We start from the raw sequence: 20,919 nt of genomic DNA, 5'->3' as shown, positions 1-20,919 counted from the left end.
CCGACCGCTCCCGGGCATACGTGAGCTTGGCGACAGGGGTACGACAGGGCAAGAGTGCCCTCGTGACCACGCGGTTATGCTCGGGGCGCATCCTCCCGACATCCCTGGAGCACCGTATGGCCCTCAAGATCACCGTGATCGGCACCGGTTACCTCGGCGCCACCCACGCAGCGGCGATGGCGGAGCTGGGCTTCGAGGTGCTGGGGCTCGATGTCGTACCCGAGAAGATCGAGCTGCTCTCGACCGGCCGGGTGCCGATGTACGAACCGGGGCTCGAGGAACTGCTCGCCCGGCATGTCGCCGGGATCGAGGGATCGACCGGGCGGCTGCGCTTCACGACCTCCTGGGAGGAGGTCGGCGCCTTCGGCGATGTGCACTTCGTCTGTGTGAACACCCCGCAGAAGCACGGTGAGTACGCCTGCGACATGTCGTACGTCGACTCCGCCTTCGCCTCGCTCGCCCCGCGGCTGAAGCCCGGCGCGCTGGTCGTCGGGAAGTCCACCGTCCCCGTCGGCAGCGCCGCCCGGCTCGCCGGGCTGCTGGCGGAGCACGCGCCCCGCGATGTCGAGCTGGCCTGGAACCCGGAGTTCCTGCGCGAGGGCTTCGCCGTCAACGACACCCTGCACCCGGACCGGATCGTGGTGGGCGTGGAGAGCGAGCGGGCCGAGAAGCTGCTCCGCGAGGTCTACACCACCCCGGTCGCCGAGGGCTCGCCGTTCGTGGTGACCGACTTCCCCACCGCCGAGCTGGTGAAGACCTCGGCCAACTCCTTCCTCGCCACCAAGATCTCCTTCATCAACGCGATGGCCGAGGTCTGCGAGGCCGCCGACGGCGATGTGGTGAAGCTGGCCGAGGCGATCGGCCACGACGAGCGCATCGGGTCCAAGTTCCTGCGGGCGGGCATCGGCTTCGGCGGTGGCTGCCTCCCGAAGGACATCCGCGCCTTCATGGCGCGCGCCGGGGAACTCGGCGTCGACCAGGCGCTGACCTTCCTCCGCGAGGTCGACTCCATCAACATGCGCCGCCGCGGCCATATGGTCGAGCTGGCGCGCGAGTCCCTGGGCGGCTTCCTGGGGAAGCGGGTCGCCGTGCTGGGGGCGACCTTCAAGCCGGACTCGGACGACGTACGCGACTCCCCCGCCCTGAACGTGGCCGGCCAGATCCATCTCCAGGGCGGCCAGGTGACCGTCTACGACCCCAAGGGGATGGAGAACGCGCGCCGGCTCTTCCCGACGCTGGCGTACGCGGATTCGGCGCTGGAGGCGGTACGGGGCGCGGACGCGGTGCTGCATCTGACGGAGTGGCGCGAATTCCGCGAGCTGGACCCGGCCGTGCTGGGCGAGGTCGTGACGAACCGGACGGTGCTGGACGGGCGGAACGCGCTGGACGGCGAGAAGTGGCGCGCGGCGGGATGGGTGTACCGGGCGATGGGACGCCCCCGCGCCTGAGCCGCCGTACATGTCGGGGCTTCTCAGGACGCGGGGCTTCGCCTGCGGAGGCGTACTCCTCGCGCCGGTACGGGGGCCCCTGGCCGGGGGACCCCGTACCCGTAACGGTCTACGCGTCGAGTTCCTCGATCGTCGCGTTCGACGGGCCCCTGCGCTCCTGCTCGGCGCGGGCCACCGATTCGGCGTCCCGGAGTGCCCGCACCGCGTTGCGCCAGGTCAGCATGGCGAGGTCCGGCTCCGACCAGCCGCGGTCCAGGAGTTCCGCCACCAGGTTCGGATAGCCCGCGACGTCCTCCAGGCCGGCCGGGGTGAACGCCGTGCCGTCGTAGTCGCCGCCGATGCCGATGTGGTCGATGCCCGCGATCTCACGCATGTGGTCGAGATGGTCCGCGACGGTCGCCGGTGTCGCGATCGGGCGCGGGTTCGCCGCCTCGAACGCCTCGTGCAGCTTCATCGCCTCGGGTGTGGTGTCCAGGTGGTCCAGACCGTGCACCCGGAGGTTGTTGTCCGCAGCGAGGGTCCACTCGCCGGCCTCCGGCAGGATGAACTTCGGTACGAAGGTGGCCATCGCGACCCCGCCGTTGCCGGGCAGCAGCGCCAGCACGTCGTCGGGGATGTTCCGTACGTGGTCGCAGACCGCGCGCGCGGAGGAGTGCGAGAAGATCACCGGCGCGGTGGACACCGCGAGCGCGTCCCGCATCGTCGCGGGCGCCACGTGCGAGAGGTCCACGAGCATTCCGAGCCGGTTCATCTCCCGTACGACCTCACGGCCGAACGCCGTCAGACCGTCGGCGCGCGGCTCGTCCGTGGCCGAGTCGGCCCACGGGACGTTGTCGTTGTGCGTGAGCGTCATATAGCGGACACCCAGCGCGTACAGGGCGCGCAGGGTGGCGAGGGAGTTGTTGATGGAGTGGCCGCCCTCGGCACCCATCAGGGAGGCGATCCGGCCCTGGGCGCGCGCCGACTCCATATCGTCGGCGGTCAGCGCCGCCGCGAGGTCGCCGGGGTAGCGGTCCAGTAGCTGGCGTACGGCGTCGATCTGTTCCAGGGTCGCGCTGACCGCGTCGTCCCCCGACATGCCGCAGCGGACGTAGACGGACCAGAACTGCGCGCCCACCCCTCCGGCGCGCAGCCGGGGGATGTCGGTGTGCAGCCGGCCGGTCTGGTCGGCGGCGACGTCGAGGCGGTCCAGGTCGTAGCGGACGTTCTCGCGCAGGGCCCACGGCAGGTCGTTGTGGCCGTCGACGACGGGGTGGGCGGCGAGCAGTTCCCGGGCCCGCGCGAGGAGGGCGGCGGACTCGGGAGAGGGTGCGGAAAGTGTCATGGGGGCTCTACTTCCCGAAGCCGAAGGAGCTAGCACTGTCGACTTTCGCGCGCAGCCGCTTGCCCTTCTCGGTGGCCTGGTCGTTCAACTCCTGCTGGAACTCGCGCATCCGGTCGCGGAGCGCGGGGTTCTCGGTGGCGAGGATGCGCGCGGCCAGCAGTCCGGCGTTGCGCGCGCCGGCGACGGAGACCGTGGCGACGGGGACGCCGGCCGGCATCTGCACGATCGACATCAGTGAATCCATGCCGTCGAGGTACCGCAGCGGGACGGGCACGCCGATGACGGGCAGCGGGGTGACGGAGGCGAGCATCCCGGGGAGGTGGGCGGCTCCCCCGGCCCCCGCGATGATCACCTTCAGACCACGGGCGTCGGCCTGCTCCCCGTACGCGATCATCTCGCGCGGCATCCGGTGCGCGGAGACGACATCGACCTCGTGCGGAATCTCGAACTCGGCCAGCGCCTCGGCCGCCGCCTCCATCACGGGCCAGTCGGAGTCGGAGCCCATCACGATGCCCACAAGCGGGGTGTTGCTCATTCGGTGATCGTTCCTCTGAGGTAGTCGGCCGCGTGGCGGGCGCGTTCGCGGACGTCCGCGAGGTCGTCGCCGTAGGTGTTGACGTGCCCCACCTTGCGGCCGGGCTTCACGTCCTTGCCATACATATGGATCTTGAGCTGCGGGTCGCGGGCCATGCAGTGCAGATACGCCGCGTACATGTCCGGGTAGTCGCCGCCCAGCACATTGCACATGACCGTCCAGGGCGCGCGGGGACGGGGATCGCCGAGCGGGAGATCGAGCACGGCCCGTACGTGGTTGGCGAACTGCGAGGTCACCGCGCCGTCCTGGGTCCAGTGGCCGGAGTTGTGCGGGCGCATCGCCAGTTCGTTGACGAGGATGCGGCCGTCCGCCGTCTCGAACAGCTCGACCGCGAGGTGGCCGACCACGTCCAGCTCGGCGGCGATCCGGAGGGCGAGCTGCTGGGCGCGGCCCGCCAACTCCTCGCTGAGGTCGGGCGCGGGCGCGATCACCGTGTCGCAGACGCCGTCGACCTGCTGGGACTCGACCACCGGGTAGGCGACGGCCTGGCCGTGCGGGGAGCGGACGATGTTCGCCGCCAGCTCGCGGGTGAAGTCGACCTTCTCCTCGGCGAGCACGGGGACACCGGCGCGGAACGGTTCGGCCGCGTCCGCCGCCGTCCGTACGAACCAGACGCCCTTTCCGTCGTAGCCGCCACGCACCGTCTTGAGGATGACGGGGAAACCGCCGACCTCCGCCGCGAAGGCCGCCACATCGGCGGGGTCGGTCACCAGCCGGTGCCGGGGGCAGGGCGCGCCCAGCTCCATGAGGCGGGCCCGCATCACCCCCTTGTCCTGGGCGTGGACGAGCGCGTCCGGGCCCGGCCGGACGGGAACGCCGTCGGCCTCCAGGGCGCGCAGATGCTCGATCGGGACATGCTCATGATCGAAAGTGATCACATCGCAGCCCCGGGCGAACTCGCGCAGCGTGTCGAGATCGCGGTAGTCGCCGATGACGACATCGCCGACCACTTGCGCGGCGGAGTCCTGCGGGGTGTCACTGAGGAGCTTGAAACGGATGCCGAGGGGGATGCCCGCCTCGTGGGTCATGCGGGCGAGCTGACCGCCGCCGACCATGCCGACTACCGGAAACGTCACCCTCCTAGGGTATCCGCCACGCTCCGGGACCCTGACGGCCCGTTCCCGCCTCGCCATGCGTCCCACCCTGTGATAATGCGGGGCGGCCGGGGGTACGGGGCCGGGCCGGGGAGTCACCCGGCGGGGGGCCGTTCGGGGGGCTCGTTCCGGGCGGTCGGGTCGGGGGCCGTCGACCAGGTCCCCGGGCGCGGGCGCCCATCGCTGGTTAGCATGACGGGGTTGACGTCATCGATCTGATGGGGCTGGACCTTCACTATGAGTGAACGAGGCGGAGCGCTGCGCGGGCAGCTCGACCAGCTCACGCGCGAAGTCGCCAAGTTCGGGGCGGTCGGGGCCGTGGGCGTGCTCGTCAACCTCGCCGTCTTCAATCTGATCCGGCACTTCACCGAGGTCCCCGTCGTACGGGCCTCCATACTGGCCACGGTGGTGGCGATCGCCTTCAACTACGTGGGCTTCCGCCACTTCACCTACCGTGACCGGGACAAGACCGGCCGCACCCGTGAACTCTCGATGTTCCTGGTGTTCAGCGCCATCGGACTGGTGATCGAGAACGGCATTCTGTACGCGGCGACCTACGGGTTCGACTGGGACGGTCCGCTCCAGAGCAACTTCTTCAAGTTCTTCGGCATCGGGGTCGCGACGCTGTTCCGCTTCTGGTCCTACCGGACGTGGGTCTTCCGGGAGTCACCGGCCGCGAAGGCCACGGCGGCGACCCGGATATCGGCTCCGGCTGCTGCTGCTCCGACTGCTGCTCCGACTCCGACTCCGCGCGACCCGGTGGAGGCGCTGCTGGAGCCGGGGCGGGTGGAGCCGGGCGCCGTGGGGCCCCGGCGCTGACGGACGGCCTCCCGCTCCCGTAGCGGACGCGGCCGGGCGGTCAGCGCGCCGGCGCACACCGGCAGGTCTCAACGCGCCGGTGCGCACCGGCAGGTCTCAGCGCACCAGCGGCGGGTCGTCCTTGCGCTTGCGGGCCACCCGGCTGAGGAAGAGCGCGAACACCGGCGGATGCTGCTGGAGCAGCTCCAGCCGGCCGCCGTCCGCCTCCGCCAGATCCCGCGCCACCGCCAGCCCGATCCCGGTCGAGTTCCGGCCACTGATCGTCCGCTCGAAGATCCGCGCCCCGAGATCGGCCGGTACGCCGGGGCCCTCATCGGTCACCTCGATCACCGACTGGTTGCCGGTGACCCGGGTACGGATGGCCACCGTGCCCCCGCCGTGCATCAGCGAGTTCTCGATCAGCGCGGCCAGCACCTGTGCGACCGCCCCCGGGGTGCCGACCGCGCGCATCCCCTGCTTCCCCGAGGCGACCAGGGCGCGGCCCGTGCTCCGGTAGGCCGGGCGCCACTCCTCGACCTGCTGCTTCACCACCTCGTCCAGATCGAAGACGATGGCGGAGCCGGTCCGGGGGTCCCGCGAGTTGGTGAGCAGCCGTTCCACGACGTCCGTGAGCCGCTCCACCTGCGTGAGCGCGATGCTCGCCTCCTCCTTGGCGGTGGCGGGATCGTCGGTCTCGGAGATCTCCTCCAGCCGCATGGAGAGCGCCGTCAGCGGGGTACGGAGCTGGTGCGAGGCGTCGGCGGCGAGCCGGCGTTCGGCGGTGAGCATCCGCGCGATCCGCTCGGCGCTGGCGTCCAGGACGTCGGCGACCCGGTCCAGCTCGGGAACGCCGTACCGCTTGTGGCCGGGGCGCGGATCGCCCGAACCGAGCCGTTCGGCCGACTCGGCGAGGTCCGTGAGCGGGGAGGCGAGCCGATTGGCCTGCCGTACGGCGAGGAGTACCGCAGCAATCACGGCGAGCAGCGCGACCCCGGCGATGATCAGCAGACTGCGGGCGACCTCCTCCGTGATCGCCGACCAGGGCTCCTTGACGGTGACCTGCACCCGGTCGTCGCCCTTCGCCTCGCCCTGGATGACGCTGCCGCCGGGGCGGTCGCCGATCTCGATGGGGGCCCGGCCGGGGATCTCGATCAGGGCGTAGCGCTTGGTGCCGCTCCGCTCGACGAGGACACCGGGGCTGATCTCCTCGCCGTCGGCCAGCAGGTTGTCCACGAGACTGAGCAGTCGGATGGCCTCCGAGTCGACGCTCTCCTGGGCGCTGGAGCTGATGGTGCGGGTCTCGACGATCACCAGGGAGACCCCGAAGACGGCGATGACGACGAGGACGACGGCGAGGGTGGAGTTGATGAGTCGTCGACGCACAGGGGCCCTCCGGGCGGGCGGGGGTGGGGATGGCTGGGCCGAGCCTATGCCGGAGTCGCGTCCGGGGGGCGCGGGTCGCTGACGCCGATGCCCTCCGCCCGGCCCGGAGAGGCCGAACATTTCAGCCCGTCCGGCGCTTGAGGACGGACCCCCGCGCACAAGGGCTTGAGGTGTACGGGCCCCTCGACCGGAGCGGCCCGCCCGTTGCCCGGCTTCCCGTGAGTCTCGGCACCTTGCGGGGCTCCGCCCCGAACCCCGCTCCTCAATCGCCGGAGAGGCTGATCTGAGCCCGCCCGGAGAGGCTGAACATTTCAGCCCGTCCGGCGCTTGAGGACGGACCCCCGCGCACAAGGGCTTGAGGTGTACAGGATCCCTCGACCGGAGTGGCCCGCCCGGTGCCCGGCTTCCCGTAAGTCCCAGCCCCTCGCGGGCCTCCGCCCCGAACCCCGCTCCTCAAACGCCGGAGAGGCTGATTCGAGCCCGCCCGGAGAGGCCGAACATTTCAGCCCGCCCGGGGAGCCGGGCGTCCGGGCCCGAGGGCCCCCGGGATCAGCTCTTCTCGAAGCGGAAGCCCACCCCACGCACCGTGGCGATATAGCGCGGGTTCGCCGCATCGTCACCGAGCTTCTTCCGCAACCACGAGATGTGCATATCGAGCGTCTTCGTCGACGACCACCAGGTGGTGTCCCACACCTCGCGCATCAGCTGGTCGCGGGTGACGACCCGGCCCGCGTCACGGACCAGGACCCGCAGGAGGTCGAATTCCTTCGCCGTGAGCTGTAGCTCCTCCTCGCCCATCCACGCCCGGTGCGACTCCACGTCGATCCGTACGCCGTGGGTCGCGGGGGCCGGTGCGGGCTCGGTCGCGCCGCGCCGGAGGAGTGCCCGGACCCGGGCGAGCAGCTCCGCGAGGCGGAAGGGCTTGGTCACGTAGTCGTCGGCCCCGGCGTCCAGGCCCACGACCGTGTCGACCTCGTCCGCACGGGCGGTGAGCACCAGGATCGGCACGGTGTGCCCTTCCGCGCGCAATCGGCGCGCGACCTCCAGGCCGTCCATGCCGGGCAGTCCGAGATCCAGTACGACGAGGTCGATGCCGCCTGCCAGCCCGGCGTCCAGCGCGGCCGGGCCGTCCTCGCGCACCTCGACCTCGTACCCCTCTCGGCGCAGGGCCCGGGCCAGCGGCTCGGAGATGGATGCGTCGTCCTCGGCGAGCAGTACACGCGTCATGTGGTGATGGTAGTCCGCGAGGTGGAGGCGGCGAGGGGCGATCGACAGGCCCCATGACTCTGGTACTTGATCTTGACTATCACCTTGGAAACAGGGCAGGTGGTTCCACGATCACCTGTGATCCATCTTACAAGTCCTTCCATATCCCTCCGTGTCGTGTCGTATGGTGTCGAGTACGCCTGTAGCACTACACGCAGACCTTTGGCCTGCCGCGCGAGCAGCTAGCAGTGAGCGCGGTATAGAAGCCAGAGGTCTCTTCTGTGCGTGGAGCCGGAGATTCCGGTTCCAAAAGACAGTGAACGACCTGTGGGCCGGGCCCCGAGGCAATGCCGCCTCAGGGGCGTGGATCCCGGTGCGGACTGTCCCCCGCGCCTCCGGCACCCCACGCCGGGAGCGGGCCCCTTCGCAGGCGTGGGGTCGGGACGACTCTTCACCGGTGCCGGTCACCCCCACCGGGCGCGACACCGCTCACCCAGCAGCGCGTCCCGACAGCAAGGAACGTCCATGGCGTCAAGCCTGACGAAGGACTCGGTCGGCTCCGTCCCCGAGAAGACCTTCTTCGGCCACCCCCGCGGCCTGGCCAATCTGTTCATGACCGAGATGTGGGAGCGCTACAGCTTCTACGGAATGCGGGCCCTGCTCGTGCTCTACCTGGCCACCAATGTGGCCGACGGTGGACTCGGCATGAAGGATGCGACCGCGGTCGCGATCTACTCCGTCTACAACGCCATGGTGTACCTGCTCGCGCTGCCGGGCGGCTGGCTCGGCGACCGGGTCTGGGGCGCGCGCAAGGCGACCGCGATCGCCGGCACCGTCATCATGGCCGGCCACTTCCTGCTCGCGGTCCCCGCGGACATCTCGTTCTTCATCGGTCTCGCGTTCATCGCGGCCGGTTCCGGTGTGCTGAAGGCCAACATCTCCACGATGGTCGGCCAGCTCTACACGGAGAAGAACGACCCGCGCCGTGACGGCGGCTTCACGATCTTCTACATGGGCATCAACCTCGGTGCCTTCTTCGCCCCGCTGACCATCGGCTGGGTCGGCCAGAAGATCAACTGGCACCTCGGCTTCGCCATGGCCGGTGTCGGTATGGCGATCGGCCTGATCTGCTTTTTCCTCGGCTTCCGGCACCTCAACGAGGAGTCGACCAAGGTCCCGTCGCCGCTCTCCGACGACGAGCGCTCGGCGATGATCCGCAAGGCCCTGATCTGGCTGGGTGTCGCGGCAGCCGCGTACGCCATCGTCGGTCTCTCGGGCGCGTTCAGCCTGGACTGGGTGCTGTGGCCGCTGACCGTCCTCGGCCTGCTGCTGCCGACCTGGTACCTCTTCCGCATCAAGCGGGACAAGGACCTGTCGGCGATGGAGCAGTCCCGGATGTCGGGCTACATCTGGTTCTTCGTCGCCGCCGCCGCGTTCTGGGCGATCTACGACCAGACCGGTTCCGTGCTCTCGCTCTTCGCGAAGAACAACACCGAGTCCACGCTCTTCGGCTTCGAGTTCCCCGCGAGCTGGTTCCAGTCGCTGAACCCGCTGTTCGTGATGGCGCTCGCGCCGATCTTCGCGATGCTCTGGGTGGCGCTGTTCAAGCGGAACAAGGAGCCGAGCACGCTCTCGAAGTTCGCCGCGGCCCTGGTGCTGGTCGGTGGCTCGTTCGGCGTGATGATGGTGGCGCAGGGCATGGCCGTCGGCGACGTCAAGGTCTCCCCGATGTGGCTGGTCGCGGTCTACTTCATGCAGACCGTCGGTGAGCTGTGCCTCTCCCCGGTGGGTCTGTCGCTGACGACGAAGCTGGCGCCGGAGAAGTACGCCTCCCAGATGATGGGTGTCTGGTTCCTCGCGGTGACCGCGGGTGACTCGGTCATCGCGCTGCTCCAGCTCGTCGGCGCGCCGACGGACACCCAAGGGTGGTTCGCCAGCCAGGGTGTGATCGCCGCGCTCGCGGGTGTCGCGATCTTCATGTTCCGGCGCAAGGTCAAGCCGCTCATGGGCGGCGTGAACTGACGCCCGACGCTCAGGGGAGCCGGACCCGCAGGGGCTGACTCCCGGGAAGGGCCGTCGCACCGGTGATACGTCACCGATGCGGCGGCCCTTCTCCGTATGCCGGACCGCCCGGTACATCACCGGTACGGCGCCCTTCCCCGTGCGCCGGGCCGTCCGCTCCGCCCCGAAGCCCAGCTCGCGCGAGGCATTCCGCCCCGTACCCCTTCGGTCTCCGCCCCGTAACCCGGGCTATCCGATCCGCTGGAGCGCCTTCTCGCGGCGGCCGGCCACGCCCGAACCCGACTCCCGGCGCGCCATCCGGCGCAGCACGAACGGCGCCACGAGCAGGCCCGCGACGGCCCAGGCGCCCAGCACCCCGACCGTCTCAAGCTGCCGCCAGGAGTCGCCGATCTCCACCGCCGCCGCGCTGTCCGGCAGCAGGGCCGATCGGGTACCCAGGCCGAGCCAGTAGACCGGGGTGGCCTGCGCGACCCCTTGCAGCCACTCCGGCAGCGCGGTGACCGGATAGAAGATGCCGGAGATCGCGATCACGCCCAGCACCGGGAGCTGGATCAGTCCCTGGCCGCGCGCGCTGGTGAACACCGAGCCCAGGATCGCGCCGATGGGCAGCGTCGCCAGCATTCCGAGGACCAGCACCCAGGCGAGGTTCAGCCAGGCGCCGGGGCTGCCGACCGTCAGCCCGTCGATGATCAGCAGTCCGGGGAGCAGCAGGATAGCCAGGTCGGCGAGGAGACCGCCGGAGATGGCGACGACCTTGCCGACGAGGTAGCCCGGCATCCCGTTCGGGGTGGCCTTGGCCCGGAGCAGGGTGCCGTCCTCGCGTTCGGCGGTGAGCACCTGGCTCATGGTGACCATGCCCATCGCGGCGTTCATCCCCAGCACGCTCGGCAGGACCAGGGTGGAGAGTGGGATTCCGTCCGACTCGAAGGACCGGTCGCGCAGGAAGAAGAGAACGAGCAGCATCAGGACCGGCCAGAGCAGATGGGAGACCAGGTCCTCGCCGTTGGTGAACGACTGTCGCAGCTCGATCAGGCCACGGTTCCAGCCCGCCCGTAAGGCCGTGCCGCGCGGGTTCACAGCGCCACCGCCGCGGGGCGGTCGGCGGCGGGCCCGCCCTGCTGTACGAGCGCCCGGTAGGTGTCCTCCAGGGACGCCCGGCGCACTTCGAGTTCGCCGATCGTCTCCCCGTACCGGCCGAAGAGTCCGCGGACGAACGCGGTCGACTCGGTGGTCGACTCGGACCACCGCCGCCCGTCGCGCGTCCACCGCACTTCGTCCCGGCTCGCGGCGCGCCGCGCGAGTTCGTCCGCCGTGCCGTCGGCGATGATCCGCCCACCGGCCAGGATCATGATGCGGTCGGCGAGCTTGTCGGCCTCGTCCAGATCGTGCGTGGTGAGCAGGACGGTGGTCTCGTGCTCCTCGGCGAGACGGCGGACGAGGCCGTGGAACTCGTGCCGGGCGTCCGGGTCGAAGCCCGCCGTGGGCTCGTCCAGGAAGAGCAGTTCGGGGCGGCCGACGAGGCCGATCGCCACGTCCAGCCGGCGCCGCTGCCCCCCGGAGAGTGTCTTGATCTTGCTACCGGCATGCGCGGTCAGACCGACCGCCGCGACGAGTTCGCCGGGGTCCCACGGCCGCCGGACCGCCTCGGTGGAGTACGGGACGTAGTAGGAGCCGAGGTGGGCGAGGAGTTCGCGCACCCGCCACTTGCCGTGGTCACGCCAGGACTGGAGTACGACTCCGAGGCGGGCCCGCCAGGCTTCGTCGCCGTGTGCCGGATCGTGGCCGAGCACCTCGACCCGGCCGGCCGACCGCATGCGGAAGCCTTCCAGGATTTCGATGGTGGTGGTCTTGCCCGCTCCATTGGGGCCCAGCAGGGCCAGCACCTCCCCGTGGCTGGCCCGGAACGTCACCTCGCGCAGGACGTCGTGGGTGCCGTAGCGCATGCGTAGTCCGTCGACATCGAGCACGGTCTTTCCGCTCGTCGTCATCATCTCGCCTTCGTGTGTGCACGCCTCCGCGCACGCCTGGTGTGTGCGGCTCACAGCGGGGCGTGGAGATTCAGAATTCCGCGAAGGCTACGTTGCGTTTCTGAATGCGTCAATGATGGAGAAGACCCATGATGCCCTTTAGATTAGGGCTATGTGGAGCCTTCATTGCAATGACCTTGAGCGTGAATGCATCGACGGATCGCGCTGTTCGTTGCAATGGATTGACGGTGAACGCATACTGGGCGCACATCGAGGAGCAGGAGGCGCCCCGGATGCCCGGAGGCAGGCTGACCCAGCGGGACCGTGAGCGGATCGGCGCGGGTCTTGACGACGGGCTCGGTTACGCGGAGATCGCCCGGCGCCTCGGCAGGCCGACATCGACCGTCAGCCGGGAGGTCACCCGTAACGGCGGCCCCGACGGCTACGGCGCGGACCGCGCCCACCGGTCCACCGGCGAACGCGCCCGCCGCCGCGCCCCGGAGCCGGCGTCCGGCGCCGGCACGGACGGGCACGATCGCGGCGCCGTACGGGACTCCACCGCGGAGTTCGCCGAGGAGTTCGCCACCATGATGGTCGAGACCGGGGTCCCCCGGATGGCGGCCCGACTCCTCGCCCACCTGGTCACCACCGACGCCGGCCGCCTCACCGCCGCCGAACTCGTCCAGCGGCTGCGGGTCAGCCCGGCTTCGGTCTCCAAAGCCGTCGGCTACCTCGAACCGCTCTCGGTGATCCGGCGCGAACGGGACCCCCGGCAGCGGCGCGAGAGCTACGTCATCGACGACGACGTCTGGCTCCGGGCCTGGCTGACGAGCGCCCGGACGAACACGCTCTGGGCGGACACCGCCGAGCGGGGCGCCGAACTCCTCGGGACCACCACCCCGGCCGGCGCCCGGCTGGACCGGATGCGCCACTTCTTCCGCAGCCTCGGCGACGATATGGCGGGCGGCACCACGGCGGCCGTCTTCGCCGACACCCTGACCGTCCTCGCCGCCCTGGTCCACACCGCCGCACCCCGCACCACCGACCAATTGGCGACCGCCCTGGGCTGGCCCCCGGACCGGGTCACCGAAGCGCTGCGCCTCGCCGACCGGCACCCCGACATCGCCGACCCGCTCACCGTCGTACGGACCCCGCCCGACACCTACACGACCGAGGCCCGCCGGGACCGCCTCACCGAGACCCAGCGCCGGGCCCTCACCGCGAGTGGCTGAGTCCTGGACCGGCCGCCCCTCCACGGCGGTCTCGGTCCCCGGCCGCGAGCCGGTCGGGTCTCAGCGGGTGCCGCGGAGCCTGGTCCACGGGGTGAAGGTGAACACCGCGCCGCCCAGCAGGATGACCGTGCCCGCCACCAGTGCGAGCGCCCGCAGGGTGCCGTTGTCCTCGGCGCCCGTCTCCGCGAGGCCGCCGCCCGAGTCGGCCGCGCCACCGGCGCCGCCCGATGACCCGGCGCCACCCGACGCGCTCGCAGCGCCGGAGTCGCCGCCGCTCGCGCCGCCCTGTTGGGCCTCGGTCGTCAGCTCCAGGGAGACGCCCGCCGCGCCCTTGACCTGGCAGGGGATGACGATCTTCTGGCCGCCGAGGTTGACATCGATCGTCATCGTGCCGGGGCTGAGCGTCGACTTGCCCGTAGCGCCGGGTTTGTAGGTGCCCTTCAATTCGCCGATGCCCACCGGCTTGCCCGCCTCGATGGGCTGTTTGTTCGGCTCGCCGACGACGTTGACCGCGCCCTTGTCAGCGCCGCCCAGGGCGACCTTCATCGAGCCCTTCATGGCGCCCACCGGCAGCGGCGCCGGGCTGTCCATCACCGAGGTGCCGGTCTTGACCGTCAGGGCGTAGCCGCCGCCGCTCTTCTTGGCGTTGATCGTGACGGGGGCCTTGATGCCCTTCGGTCCCGGGGCGGTGCAGTCATAGGTGACCTGGACCGTCTTGCCGGGGAAGTCGGTGCCGCTACCCGGTCCTCCAGTCGTGGCACCGCCTGTTGTGGCACCGCCTGTTGTGGCACCGCCGCTGGTTGTCGTGGCGCCACCGGTGGTCGTCGTGGAGCCGCCCGTGGTGGTGCTGCCGCCCTCCGTCACCTTGATGGTCGCGCCTGCTCCCACCGTCTCCTTCGGTGTGCACTTCGTGTCCGTCGACAGCGGCTTGGAGACGTTGATCGTGTACCCGCCCGGCGTCAGCGTGATCTCGCCCGCCTTCGTCAGCTTCAGCTTGCCCTTCATCTGCGGCAACACCATCGGGCTGTTCTTCGGGATCGGCGGGTTCTGGCGCGGCCCCTCCATCCGCAGCTCCCCCGAAGCCGCGCCGCCGAGCGCGATCGTGCCGGTCGGCTTCACCGTGTCCTTCCCGAGGTCAAGGACGTCGGGGTTCTTGGACGCCGCCTGGACCGTCTTCCACACCACCTCGATCTCGTCCCCCACCTTGGCCTGGGCCGGCGCGGTGAGCTCCACCTTCGTCGTGCCCTGGACGGGTGGCAGCCCGGAGATCGCGGGCGGTACGCACTCCGTCGCGTACGAGACCTCGGCGGCCTGGACGGGGCTCGCGGCCAACAGGATTCCCGCGCCGCCGAGCATCAGTGCGACTCCGGCCGCGCTCATCCTCCGTTGCGTGCTCACGAATGTCCCTTCGTCGTCGGTCGGTTCTCTGACGGTGCGGAGTCAGCTGTGAACCACGGCAGGACCGCCGTGGTCGTGGTCGCGGTCGGCTCGGCGGGCCCGGTGGCCGCGCGGGCGCGGTGGCGGGCCGGTCCACGGGCGACCCGGTTCGGGCGGACCCGGTCGACGATCGCCATGCCGATGCGGAAGAGGGCCGCGGGTACGACGACGGCCAGCAGCACCCAGAAGATCGTCACGCCCCAGGGGCGGCCGACGCCCCACGGCTGGGCGACGATCACCTTCTCCCCGTACCGCACCGAGACCTCGTAGTCACCGTGCGCCCCCGCCGACAGTTCGACCGGCAGCTTCACCTGCGCCTTCTGGCCGGGCGCGATGGTGCCGCGCCACTGCCGCTCCTCCCACTGGGGTGCGTACAGGCCGTGCGCGGTACCGACCCGGAAGAGCGGGTCCCTGATCGGGGTGGTGCCGAGATTGCCCACGGTGAAGGTGAGGCGCCGGGAGGGCGGCGCGCCGAAGAAGACGAGTACGCCGGAGTCGCCTTCGAGCCGGGTCGTGGCCAGCACCGCGAGCTTTCCGCCGCCGGTGGGCCGGGGCAGGGGCGCGGTCGGATGGCCCGTGACGGTGAACGGCGCGTCCTCCGCCGCCGCGGCCCCGGTGACGGTCGCCACATGGATGACACAGGGGCAGGGCTTGGGGGGTGCGGTCACCGGCATCTTCTTGCTGAAGGACCCCTGGGCGTCGGTGGTGACCGCGCGGCCGTCGGCGTTGGCGCAGGTGTTGGTGCCGCCGATCATGTTCTGGCCGCAGATCAGCATCATGAGGAGGGTGTTGGGGCGCCAGCCGCTGCCGCTGACCGTGATCTCGGCGCCCTTGCCCGCCTGTGGTTGGGAGAGCGTGATCCCGGGGGTGGATCGGGCCGTGGCGGCGTGCGCCGGAGCCGCTGTCACCGGGGCGAGCAGCAGCAGGGGCAGCAGCGCCAGCACCAGGACCAGGACCAGGATGAGGGCGGGCGCGGACGGCCGGGCCTGATCCGTCGCGCGTGCCGCGTCGGCCTCGTACATCATCACGCTCCTGACCTGGGGTCTTTCATTCGGCGTGCACTACCGGACGGTTCGGATGGTCTCCGGCCGGGGTGGCGGCGAACGGCGAACCGGAGTGCGCCCGCCGCAGCCGCCAGCAGCGCAGCCGCCGCCGACACCGGGAGCCAGGGCACGAAGGTCGCCGACGCCGTCCCTCGGCCGCGTACCTCCGCCCCCGCCGTCGCCTCGACCCGGACGTCCACCGAGTCCAGCGACGGCGGGTCGGGCCACCGCTCGGTGAGCGTCACCCGCCGCGCGGGCGCCAACTCCGCAGGCAGGGCGCGCGGGGTGCGGCGCAGGACCTCCCCGAGAAGACCGTCGGCCGTGATCGTCACCTTCGGCCGCAGGGTCGTATTGCCCCGGTTCACCAGCGTGTAGCGGATGGTGCCGCCCCGGGTGACCGATACGTCCTCGACGGTGAGCGCGGCCAGCGCCGGGCCGGTCACCCGCAGATGGACCGGTACGCGCACCTCCCGGCCGGCCGCCGACACGGTGATGGAGGTCGGTTGGTCGCCGGGGACCGCGCGGGCGGGGACGGTGACGGAGAAGGGGATATCGGCGCGGGTACGGGGCGGGACGGTGATGCCCCTGGTCGCGAGGGTGATCAACGGGTCCGGACCGGGGCGGGGCGCGCGGGCGTCGGTCCGTGTGGTGCCCGCGTCGGCGGTCCTGAGCCGTACGGTCAGGGGTTCCGAGCCCGGGTTGGTGACCGCGAGTCCGTCCTCCAGTACGGCTCCGGGCGCGCCCTCCGCGTAGACGGCGGGTCTGCCTCCGGCCGGGGCCACCGTCCAGGCCGGGGCCGGGAGAGAACGGGCTGGGAGAGAAGGGGCGGAGGGCGCGGAAACCCGAGCAGGGGAAGCCGGGGCGGCGAGGGCCGGGGTGGCGAGGAGGCCCGCCGTCATGAGCGTCACGGGAGCGCAGGGGACGCAGAGCGCCACCGCGAGTGTCACCGAGAGCCGTGCCGCCACCGGTCAGCCCGTGGCTCGCCGGCCGCCGCGCCTGGTCAGCCAGAGGACTCCGGCCGCGCCGGAGAGCAGCACCGTGCCGCCGAGCGTGCCGAGGGCCACGGCCGAGTCCAGCGGGCCGGTCTTGGGCAGTTCGCCGCCGCCGTCCGGGGTGCCGCCACCGGAGCCGCCACCGGTGTCGGCCGAACCGCCGGAGCCGGAACCGCCCGAGTCCGTGCCGCCGGAGCCGGAGCCGCCCGAGCCGGTGACGTCCAGTTCCAGGGACGGTTTCGGATTGTTCTGGGGCGTACAGGTGGTCGTCGTCCCGAGTGCCTTGATCGTGAGCACTCCGGCCGTGAAGGTGACCTTGCCGCTCTTCTTCGGTGTGTACGTTCCGGTCAGATCACTGATCTTGATCGGGCTGTTGGCGGGGATCGCCGCCGCGTTGGCGGGCCCGCTGACCGGGACCGAACCCGAGTCCGCCCCGCCGAGCTTGATCTTCGCGCTCGGGCTCATCGCCCCCTTGCCCAGCTCCACCGGGCTGGAGGAGACGCCCTTCTGGAAGGACATGGTCAGTTTGTAGGAGCTGCCGCTCTTCACCGACGTGATGTCGATCGGCGAGACGGCACCCTTGGGTCCGATCGGCGTCTGGCACTGGTAGTTGACGCTCACGACCTCGGCCTGGGCGGTGGGGGCGGCCAGCAGCACCACCGGGCCCGCCATCGCCGCCGCCAGCGCGAGGGCTGACCGTTTCTGGTACCTCACCTGAGTGTTCCCCTCTTGCCGGAGCCATCACGGGCCGTACGGGCGATCCACCGCCGTAAGTTACTGACGGAACATCAGATCGGCGCTCAAGGTACGCCGGGGGCCGTGGGGAGGGAAGACAAAGAACACGCCTTGTTGCCGTGCGTTTCGACCGTCGCCCGACCGTCGCCCGGTCGTCGTCCGGTCGCGATACCGCACCCGTCGTCAGACCGCCGCCCGCAGTTCGGCAGCCGTGACGACCCGCAGGAACGGGAGGACAGAGGCGGCGACGGCGACCGCGAAGATGAGGAACGCGATCCGGACACCGACCCCCTCGGCGAGCAGGCCGACGAGACCGGCACCGACCGGCATACCGCCATAACCGAGGAGCCGTGCGGCGCTGGAGAACCGGCCCATCAGCTCGTCGGGGACGACGTTCTGGGCGATGAGTCGAGCGTTGACCGTCCAGAGCGTGCCGCCCATGCCACCGAGGAAGGCGGCGACCGCGACGGCCCAGAGCTGGGTGGTGAGGGCGGGCACGGCCACCATCGCCAGCGTGCCGAGCAGATCCACGAACATGGCCCAGCGGCGGCCGAGCCACCGGTTGACCCGGACGACGGCGAGGGTGCCGGCCAGGCCGCCGACGCCGAGCGCGCTCAGCACGATCCCGTACTCCTGCGGTCCGAGGCCCATCGACTCCTTCGCGAACAGGGGCATCAGGGCCAACCAGGCTCCCCAGCCCGCACAGAGGACCGCCTGGATGAGGGTCATCGTCCGCAGCAGTCGGTGGCCCCAGAGGTGGCGCAGCCCCTCGGTGAACGCCCGCACCCCAGCACCCTTCCTCCGCTCGGCACCCTTCCTCCCCTCGGCACCCTTCCTCCGCTCGGCACCCTTCCTCCGCTCGGGCCCGGTGACGCGCTCCGGTCCGCGCCCGGTGTCGCGCTTCGGCCCCGTCGCGGGCCGCTCCGCCCGGAACCGGCCCACGAGCGCGAAGAGCAGCAGCACCGCCGCGAGATAGCCGACCCAGGTGACGCCGAGCGCGATGCCGGTGCCGACCGCCAGCAGCAATCCGCCGATCATGGGGCCGCCGAACTCATTGGCAGCCGTCTCGACCCCGACGATCCACGCATTGGCGCGTTCGCGTCCCGCCCGCGGCACCAGCGCGGGGATCAGCGCCGACTCCGCCGTCTGCGCCACCACTTCGGCGACACCGAGCGCCGCACCGATGGCGGCCAGCGTCCAGATGGTGGCGTTTCCGGCCGCTACGACATGGATCAGCCAGCCGACCACGAGGAGTCGGGCCCCGTTCGCCAGCCAGAGCAGTCGGCGGCGGTCCGCGCGATCCACGAGGACGCCGGCCGGGAGCCCGATGAACAGCCAGGGCAGGGTCAGCGCGAGGGCGACCAGCGCCACCTGGCCGGGAGAGTTGGTGATCCGGGTGGCCAGCACCGGCAGCGCGATCTTGATGATCCCGTCCGCGAGGTTGGTAGCCGCGGTGAGGGCGAGCAGGACGACGGTGTTCCGGGTGCCGCGCGGATCACCCTTCGGACCACGGGGCGACGGTGGGGCGGGCAGCGATCGGACCGGGGGCCGGGCGGCCCGATCCGGCCCGGCTGCCTGACCCGACCCGACTGCCTGATCTAACTGGGCGACTGGTGCGGCGCCCCCGGGAGCGGCCGGTGGTGCGTGAGCGTCCACAGAAAAGTCCCCTAACCCTCTAAGCCGTTTACCGGTTAATCACAGCGTGCAGCCTGCCACCGACGGACCGAACCGGTCAAGCAGTTAGCCGGTTAGGGGTGGCTAGACTGGGGGCCCACGGGAGGTGGCCCATGATCGAGACACCGGCCTCGGCCCAACTGGTCGAGGCGTTCACCAACACCGTCGACGTAGAACTCGGCACCGACGACATCACCGAGCCCGCCCAGCTCGCCGCCTGGCTCACGGAGCGGGAACTGCTCGCGCCCGGTACCCCGGTCGGTGCCGCCGACCACGACCTCGGCCTGCGGCTGCGCGCCGGAATCCGCGAAGAACTCGGCCTCCACGTCGGCGACACCCCCGACCCCGGCCTCGTCCGCGCCGCCGACGAGGCGCTCCGCGAACTGCCGCTGCTCACCACCGTCGGCGGGCGCGCCACCGGCACCGTGCTGGTCCCGGCCCCCCACCTGCCGCCGGTCGGTCAGGCGCTGGCCGCCATCGCCATCGCCTGGAGCCGACTCCTCATCACCGGCGAAGCCGCCCGGCTCAAACGCTGCGCCGAACACGGCTGCGCCTGGGTCTTCTGGGACGTGTCCAAGAACCGCAGCCGCCGCTGGTGCTCCATGCGCGTCTGCGGCAACCGCACCAAGGCGCGCCGATACGCGGCCAAGCACGCAACCACGGTCGCTGGCTAGCCACCGGAGGGCCCGGTTCGTACGACCGGCCCGTACGAACCGGGATTAGTACGAGCCGAATCCTTCGGAGCCGATCGCGCCTCCTATATCTGTGCGGACATCAGCGTCCGCACGGAAACCGGAGGCTGTCATGATCCTTGGTGCCGTCATCGTCTCGGCTCTGCTCATCTGCGCCTGCACGGTCGCCGTGCTGCGTCGGCGGGGGCGCTCCCATGGCTGACACCGGCTGGCCCGGCGAACCGTTGATCGCTGCCGCGCAGCGGGGTGACGCCGCGGCGACGACCGCCCTGGTGCACGGCTCGCACCCGCACGTACAGCGGTTCGCGCACTCCTTGTGCGCCTCGCCCCAGGACGCCGAGGACGCCGCGCAGGAGGCGTTGATCATCCTGTACCGCAGGATCGGGATGCTGCGGGCGTCCGGCGCGCTGGCCTCGTGGATGTTCCGCATCGTGCGCAACGAGTGTCTGCGCCGGGCGCGGTTGACGCCGCGCAGGCCCGAACCCGCGCCGGAGCCCGTCGTGCCGTCCTTCGAGGACGAGGTGTTTCAGCGCCTGGAGGCGGAGCGGGTGGCGGCGGCGATCATCGCCCTGCCGGCCGACCAGCGGAGCGTGCTGATTATGCGGGACGTCCAGGGCTACAGCGGCCGGATGGTCGCCGACACGCTCGGCCTCAGTACCGCCGCGATGAAGTCTCGGCTGCACCGGGCCCGGATGAACGTCCGCCGATCACTGCGGGGACCGGCGGTCGGACCCGTCCCGGGAGGCGGTCATGGCTGATCGGCGCGGGGCGGGAGCCGCGGTACGGGACGGGGGCGTACGGGACGGGGGCGTACGGGAGGGAGGCGTACGGGACGCCCCGCAGAAGCCGGCCGCGTCGGAAGGGAGCACGTCGTCCGTGGGCGGCGGGCGGGGTTTCGCCAGCGCCTCGCTGCCCCGGCATCTGGCGCGCGGCGCGGTGGGGTTCGGCGCGCTGGCCGGTGCGGTGCTGCTGCTGCCGGTCACCGGGCCGGGCAGTCTGTTGCTCGCACCGGTCGGGCTGCTCGCACTGCGCGGCTGTCCCATGTGCTGGGCGATCGGGCTGGTGCGGACGGTCTCGATGGGGCGGTTGCGGAGTTCCTGTGCCGACGGTCGCTGCGAGCTGGGCATCGCCCGGACTGACCACCGCCCGGACTGACCGACCCGACCGGCTCGCCCGAGGCGGCGGGGAGCAGGGCACGGGCGAGCGGCTTCGTCCGAGGGACCTTGGCCTTCCAGCCGCCTTGAGCGCGAAGGTCCGTCCTCAAACGCCGGACGGGC

At 71.2% G+C, this 20,919-nt stretch carries 19 protein-coding genes; 7 read left to right on the top strand and 12 right to left on the bottom strand.

The features are described 5' to 3' along the window. The first annotated feature begins 116 nt into the window (after positions 1-116). Positions 117-1,448: a UDP-glucose dehydrogenase family protein gene (locus ACH4S7_RS28740; protein ID WP_398524218.1), complete on the top strand. Its 1,332-nt coding sequence runs from the start codon at positions 117-119 to the stop codon at positions 1,446-1,448. 109 nt (positions 1,449-1,557) lie between these two features. Here the strand turns inward: ACH4S7_RS28740 and ACH4S7_RS28735 are convergent, their stop codons facing one another. The 3 genes from ACH4S7_RS28735 to ACH4S7_RS28725 are packed head-to-tail and all read right to left on the bottom strand — an operon-like array spanning position 1,558 to position 4,443. Next, on the bottom strand, positions 1,558-2,772 hold the full coding sequence (locus tag ACH4S7_RS28735; protein WP_398524217.1) for a dipeptidase: 1,215 nt from the start codon (positions 2,770-2,772) through the stop codon (positions 1,558-1,560). A 7-nt stretch (positions 2,773-2,779) separates the two neighbouring features. Beyond that, complete coding sequence (gene purE, locus ACH4S7_RS28730; protein WP_398524216.1) at positions 2,780-3,307, bottom strand: 5-(carboxyamino)imidazole ribonucleotide mutase; 528 nt, start codon at positions 3,305-3,307, stop codon at positions 2,780-2,782. After that, a complete protein-coding gene (locus ACH4S7_RS28725) occupies positions 3,304-4,443 on the bottom strand; it encodes a 5-(carboxyamino)imidazole ribonucleotide synthase (protein ID WP_398524215.1) in 1,140 nt (379 codons plus the stop codon). The genes purE and ACH4S7_RS28725 overlap by 4 nt, the downstream gene beginning before the upstream one ends. A 255-nt stretch (positions 4,444-4,698) precedes the next feature. Between ACH4S7_RS28725 and ACH4S7_RS28720 the strand changes: the two genes are divergently transcribed. Continuing rightward, positions 4,699-5,280: a GtrA family protein gene (locus ACH4S7_RS28720; protein ID WP_398524214.1), complete on the top strand. Its 582-nt coding sequence runs from the start codon at positions 4,699-4,701 to the stop codon at positions 5,278-5,280. 96 nt (positions 5,281-5,376) lie between these two features. Here the strand turns inward: ACH4S7_RS28720 and ACH4S7_RS28715 are convergent, their stop codons facing one another. Further along, complete coding sequence (locus ACH4S7_RS28715; protein WP_398524213.1) at positions 5,377-6,642, bottom strand: ATP-binding protein; 1,266 nt, start codon at positions 6,640-6,642, stop codon at positions 5,377-5,379. Positions 6,643-7,191: 549 nt separating this feature from the next. Then, positions 7,192-7,869: a response regulator transcription factor gene (locus ACH4S7_RS28710; RefSeq protein ID WP_398524212.1), complete on the bottom strand. Its 678-nt coding sequence runs from the start codon at positions 7,867-7,869 to the stop codon at positions 7,192-7,194. Positions 7,870-8,373: 504 nt separating this feature from the next. Here ACH4S7_RS28710 and ACH4S7_RS28705 point away from each other — a divergent pair. Then, on the top strand, positions 8,374-9,870 hold the full coding sequence (locus ACH4S7_RS28705; protein WP_398524211.1) for a peptide MFS transporter: 1,497 nt from the start codon (positions 8,374-8,376) through the stop codon (positions 9,868-9,870). 228 nt (positions 9,871-10,098) lie between these two features. On the opposite strand, the gene ACH4S7_RS28700 is transcribed toward ACH4S7_RS28705, so the two are convergent. Both ACH4S7_RS28700 and ACH4S7_RS28695 read right to left on the bottom strand, forming a co-directional pair. Then, positions 10,099-10,947 carry an ABC transporter permease gene (locus ACH4S7_RS28700; RefSeq protein WP_398524210.1) on the bottom strand — a complete coding sequence of 283 codons (849 nt, stop codon included), beginning with the start codon at positions 10,945-10,947 and terminating at the stop codon, positions 10,099-10,101. Beyond that, complete coding sequence (locus ACH4S7_RS28695; protein ID WP_398524209.1) at positions 10,944-11,858, bottom strand: ABC transporter ATP-binding protein; 915 nt, start codon at positions 11,856-11,858, stop codon at positions 10,944-10,946. Before ACH4S7_RS28695 ends, ACH4S7_RS28700 begins: the two co-directional genes overlap by 4 nt. Positions 11,859-12,085: 227 nt before the next feature. Here ACH4S7_RS28695 and ACH4S7_RS28690 point away from each other — a divergent pair, with 227 nt between their 5' ends. Continuing rightward, positions 12,086-13,069: a MarR family transcriptional regulator gene (locus ACH4S7_RS28690; protein ID WP_398524208.1), complete on the top strand. Its 984-nt coding sequence runs from the start codon at positions 12,086-12,088 to the stop codon at positions 13,067-13,069. 60 nt (positions 13,070-13,129) lie between these two features. On the opposite strand, the gene ACH4S7_RS28685 is transcribed toward ACH4S7_RS28690, so the two are convergent. The 5 genes from ACH4S7_RS28685 to ACH4S7_RS28665 all read right to left on the bottom strand — a co-directional run bounded on the left by ACH4S7_RS28685 (position 13,130) and on the right by ACH4S7_RS28665 (position 18,809). After that, positions 13,130-14,449 carry a hypothetical protein gene (locus tag ACH4S7_RS28685; protein WP_398524268.1) on the bottom strand — a complete coding sequence of 440 codons (1,320 nt, stop codon included), beginning with the start codon at positions 14,447-14,449 and terminating at the stop codon, positions 13,130-13,132. Positions 14,450-14,463: 14 nt separating this feature from the next. Next, positions 14,464-15,528, bottom strand: coding sequence for a neocarzinostatin apoprotein domain-containing protein (locus ACH4S7_RS28680; RefSeq protein WP_398524207.1), 1,065 nt, complete (start codon positions 15,526-15,528; stop codon positions 14,464-14,466). A gap of 2 nt (positions 15,529-15,530) precedes the next feature. Next, positions 15,531-16,331: a hypothetical protein gene (locus ACH4S7_RS28675; RefSeq protein ID WP_398524206.1), complete on the bottom strand. Its 801-nt coding sequence runs from the start codon at positions 16,329-16,331 to the stop codon at positions 15,531-15,533. A gap of 186 nt (positions 16,332-16,517) precedes the next feature. After that, positions 16,518-17,255 (bottom strand): peptidase, encoded by a 738-nt coding sequence (locus ACH4S7_RS28670; protein WP_398524205.1) that lies wholly within the window; start codon positions 17,253-17,255, stop codon positions 16,518-16,520. A gap of 204 nt (positions 17,256-17,459) precedes the next feature. Beyond that, positions 17,460-18,809, bottom strand: coding sequence for an MFS transporter (locus tag ACH4S7_RS28665; protein WP_398524267.1), 1,350 nt, complete (start codon positions 18,807-18,809; stop codon positions 17,460-17,462). Between the two features lie 254 nt (positions 18,810-19,063). On the opposite strand from ACH4S7_RS28665, the gene ACH4S7_RS28660 reads away from it, so the two are divergent. From ACH4S7_RS28660 to ACH4S7_RS28650, 3 genes are all read left to right on the top strand, one after another. Then, positions 19,064-19,624, top strand: coding sequence for a CGNR zinc finger domain-containing protein (locus tag ACH4S7_RS28660; protein ID WP_398524204.1), 561 nt, complete (start codon positions 19,064-19,066; stop codon positions 19,622-19,624). A gap of 212 nt (positions 19,625-19,836) precedes the next feature. Further along, the gene (locus ACH4S7_RS28655) at positions 19,837-20,400 is read left to right on the top strand and encodes an RNA polymerase sigma factor (RefSeq protein ID WP_398524203.1); all 564 of its coding nucleotides are present in this window, start codon (positions 19,837-19,839) and stop codon (positions 20,398-20,400) included. Next, positions 20,393-20,797 carry a hypothetical protein gene (locus tag ACH4S7_RS28650; RefSeq protein WP_398524202.1) on the top strand — a complete coding sequence of 135 codons (405 nt, stop codon included), beginning with the start codon at positions 20,393-20,395 and terminating at the stop codon, positions 20,795-20,797. The genes ACH4S7_RS28655 and ACH4S7_RS28650 overlap by 8 nt, the downstream gene beginning before the upstream one ends. Positions 20,798-20,919 lie beyond the last annotated feature (122 nt).

Origin of the sequence: Streptomyces sp. NPDC020965, from assembly GCF_044333555.1 — a bacterium.
GTDB lineage: Bacteria > Actinomycetota > Actinomycetes > Streptomycetales > Streptomycetaceae > Streptomyces.
This window is presented reverse-complemented; position numbering and strand designations above follow the sequence as displayed.

Coding starts and splice junctions, on each gene's coding strand:
- ACH4S7_RS28680 (WP_398524207.1), bottom strand. CDS start 15,528: ATGTACGAGGCCGACGCGGCACGCGCGACGGATCAGGCCCGGCCGTCC.
- ACH4S7_RS28740 (WP_398524218.1), top strand. CDS start 117: ATGGCCCTCAAGATCACCGTGATCGGCACCGGTTACCTCGGCGCCACC.
- ACH4S7_RS28695 (WP_398524209.1), bottom strand. CDS start 11,858: ATGACGACGAGCGGAAAGACCGTGCTCGATGTCGACGGACTACGCATG.
- ACH4S7_RS28650 (WP_398524202.1), top strand. CDS start 20,393: ATGGCTGATCGGCGCGGGGCGGGAGCCGCGGTACGGGACGGGGGCGTA.
- ACH4S7_RS28660 (WP_398524204.1), top strand. CDS start 19,064: ATGATCGAGACACCGGCCTCGGCCCAACTGGTCGAGGCGTTCACCAAC.
- ACH4S7_RS28720 (WP_398524214.1), top strand. CDS start 4,699: ATGAGTGAACGAGGCGGAGCGCTGCGCGGGCAGCTCGACCAGCTCACG.
- purE (WP_398524216.1), bottom strand. CDS start 3,307: ATGAGCAACACCCCGCTTGTGGGCATCGTGATGGGCTCCGACTCCGAC.
- ACH4S7_RS28655 (WP_398524203.1), top strand. CDS start 19,837: ATGGCTGACACCGGCTGGCCCGGCGAACCGTTGATCGCTGCCGCGCAG.
- ACH4S7_RS28685 (WP_398524268.1), bottom strand. CDS start 14,449: ATGAGCGCGGCCGGAGTCGCACTGATGCTCGGCGGCGCGGGAATCCTG.
- ACH4S7_RS28735 (WP_398524217.1), bottom strand. CDS start 2,772: ATGACACTTTCCGCACCCTCTCCCGAGTCCGCCGCCCTCCTCGCGCGG.
- ACH4S7_RS28710 (WP_398524212.1), bottom strand. CDS start 7,869: ATGACGCGTGTACTGCTCGCCGAGGACGACGCATCCATCTCCGAGCCG.
- ACH4S7_RS28705 (WP_398524211.1), top strand. CDS start 8,374: ATGGCGTCAAGCCTGACGAAGGACTCGGTCGGCTCCGTCCCCGAGAAG.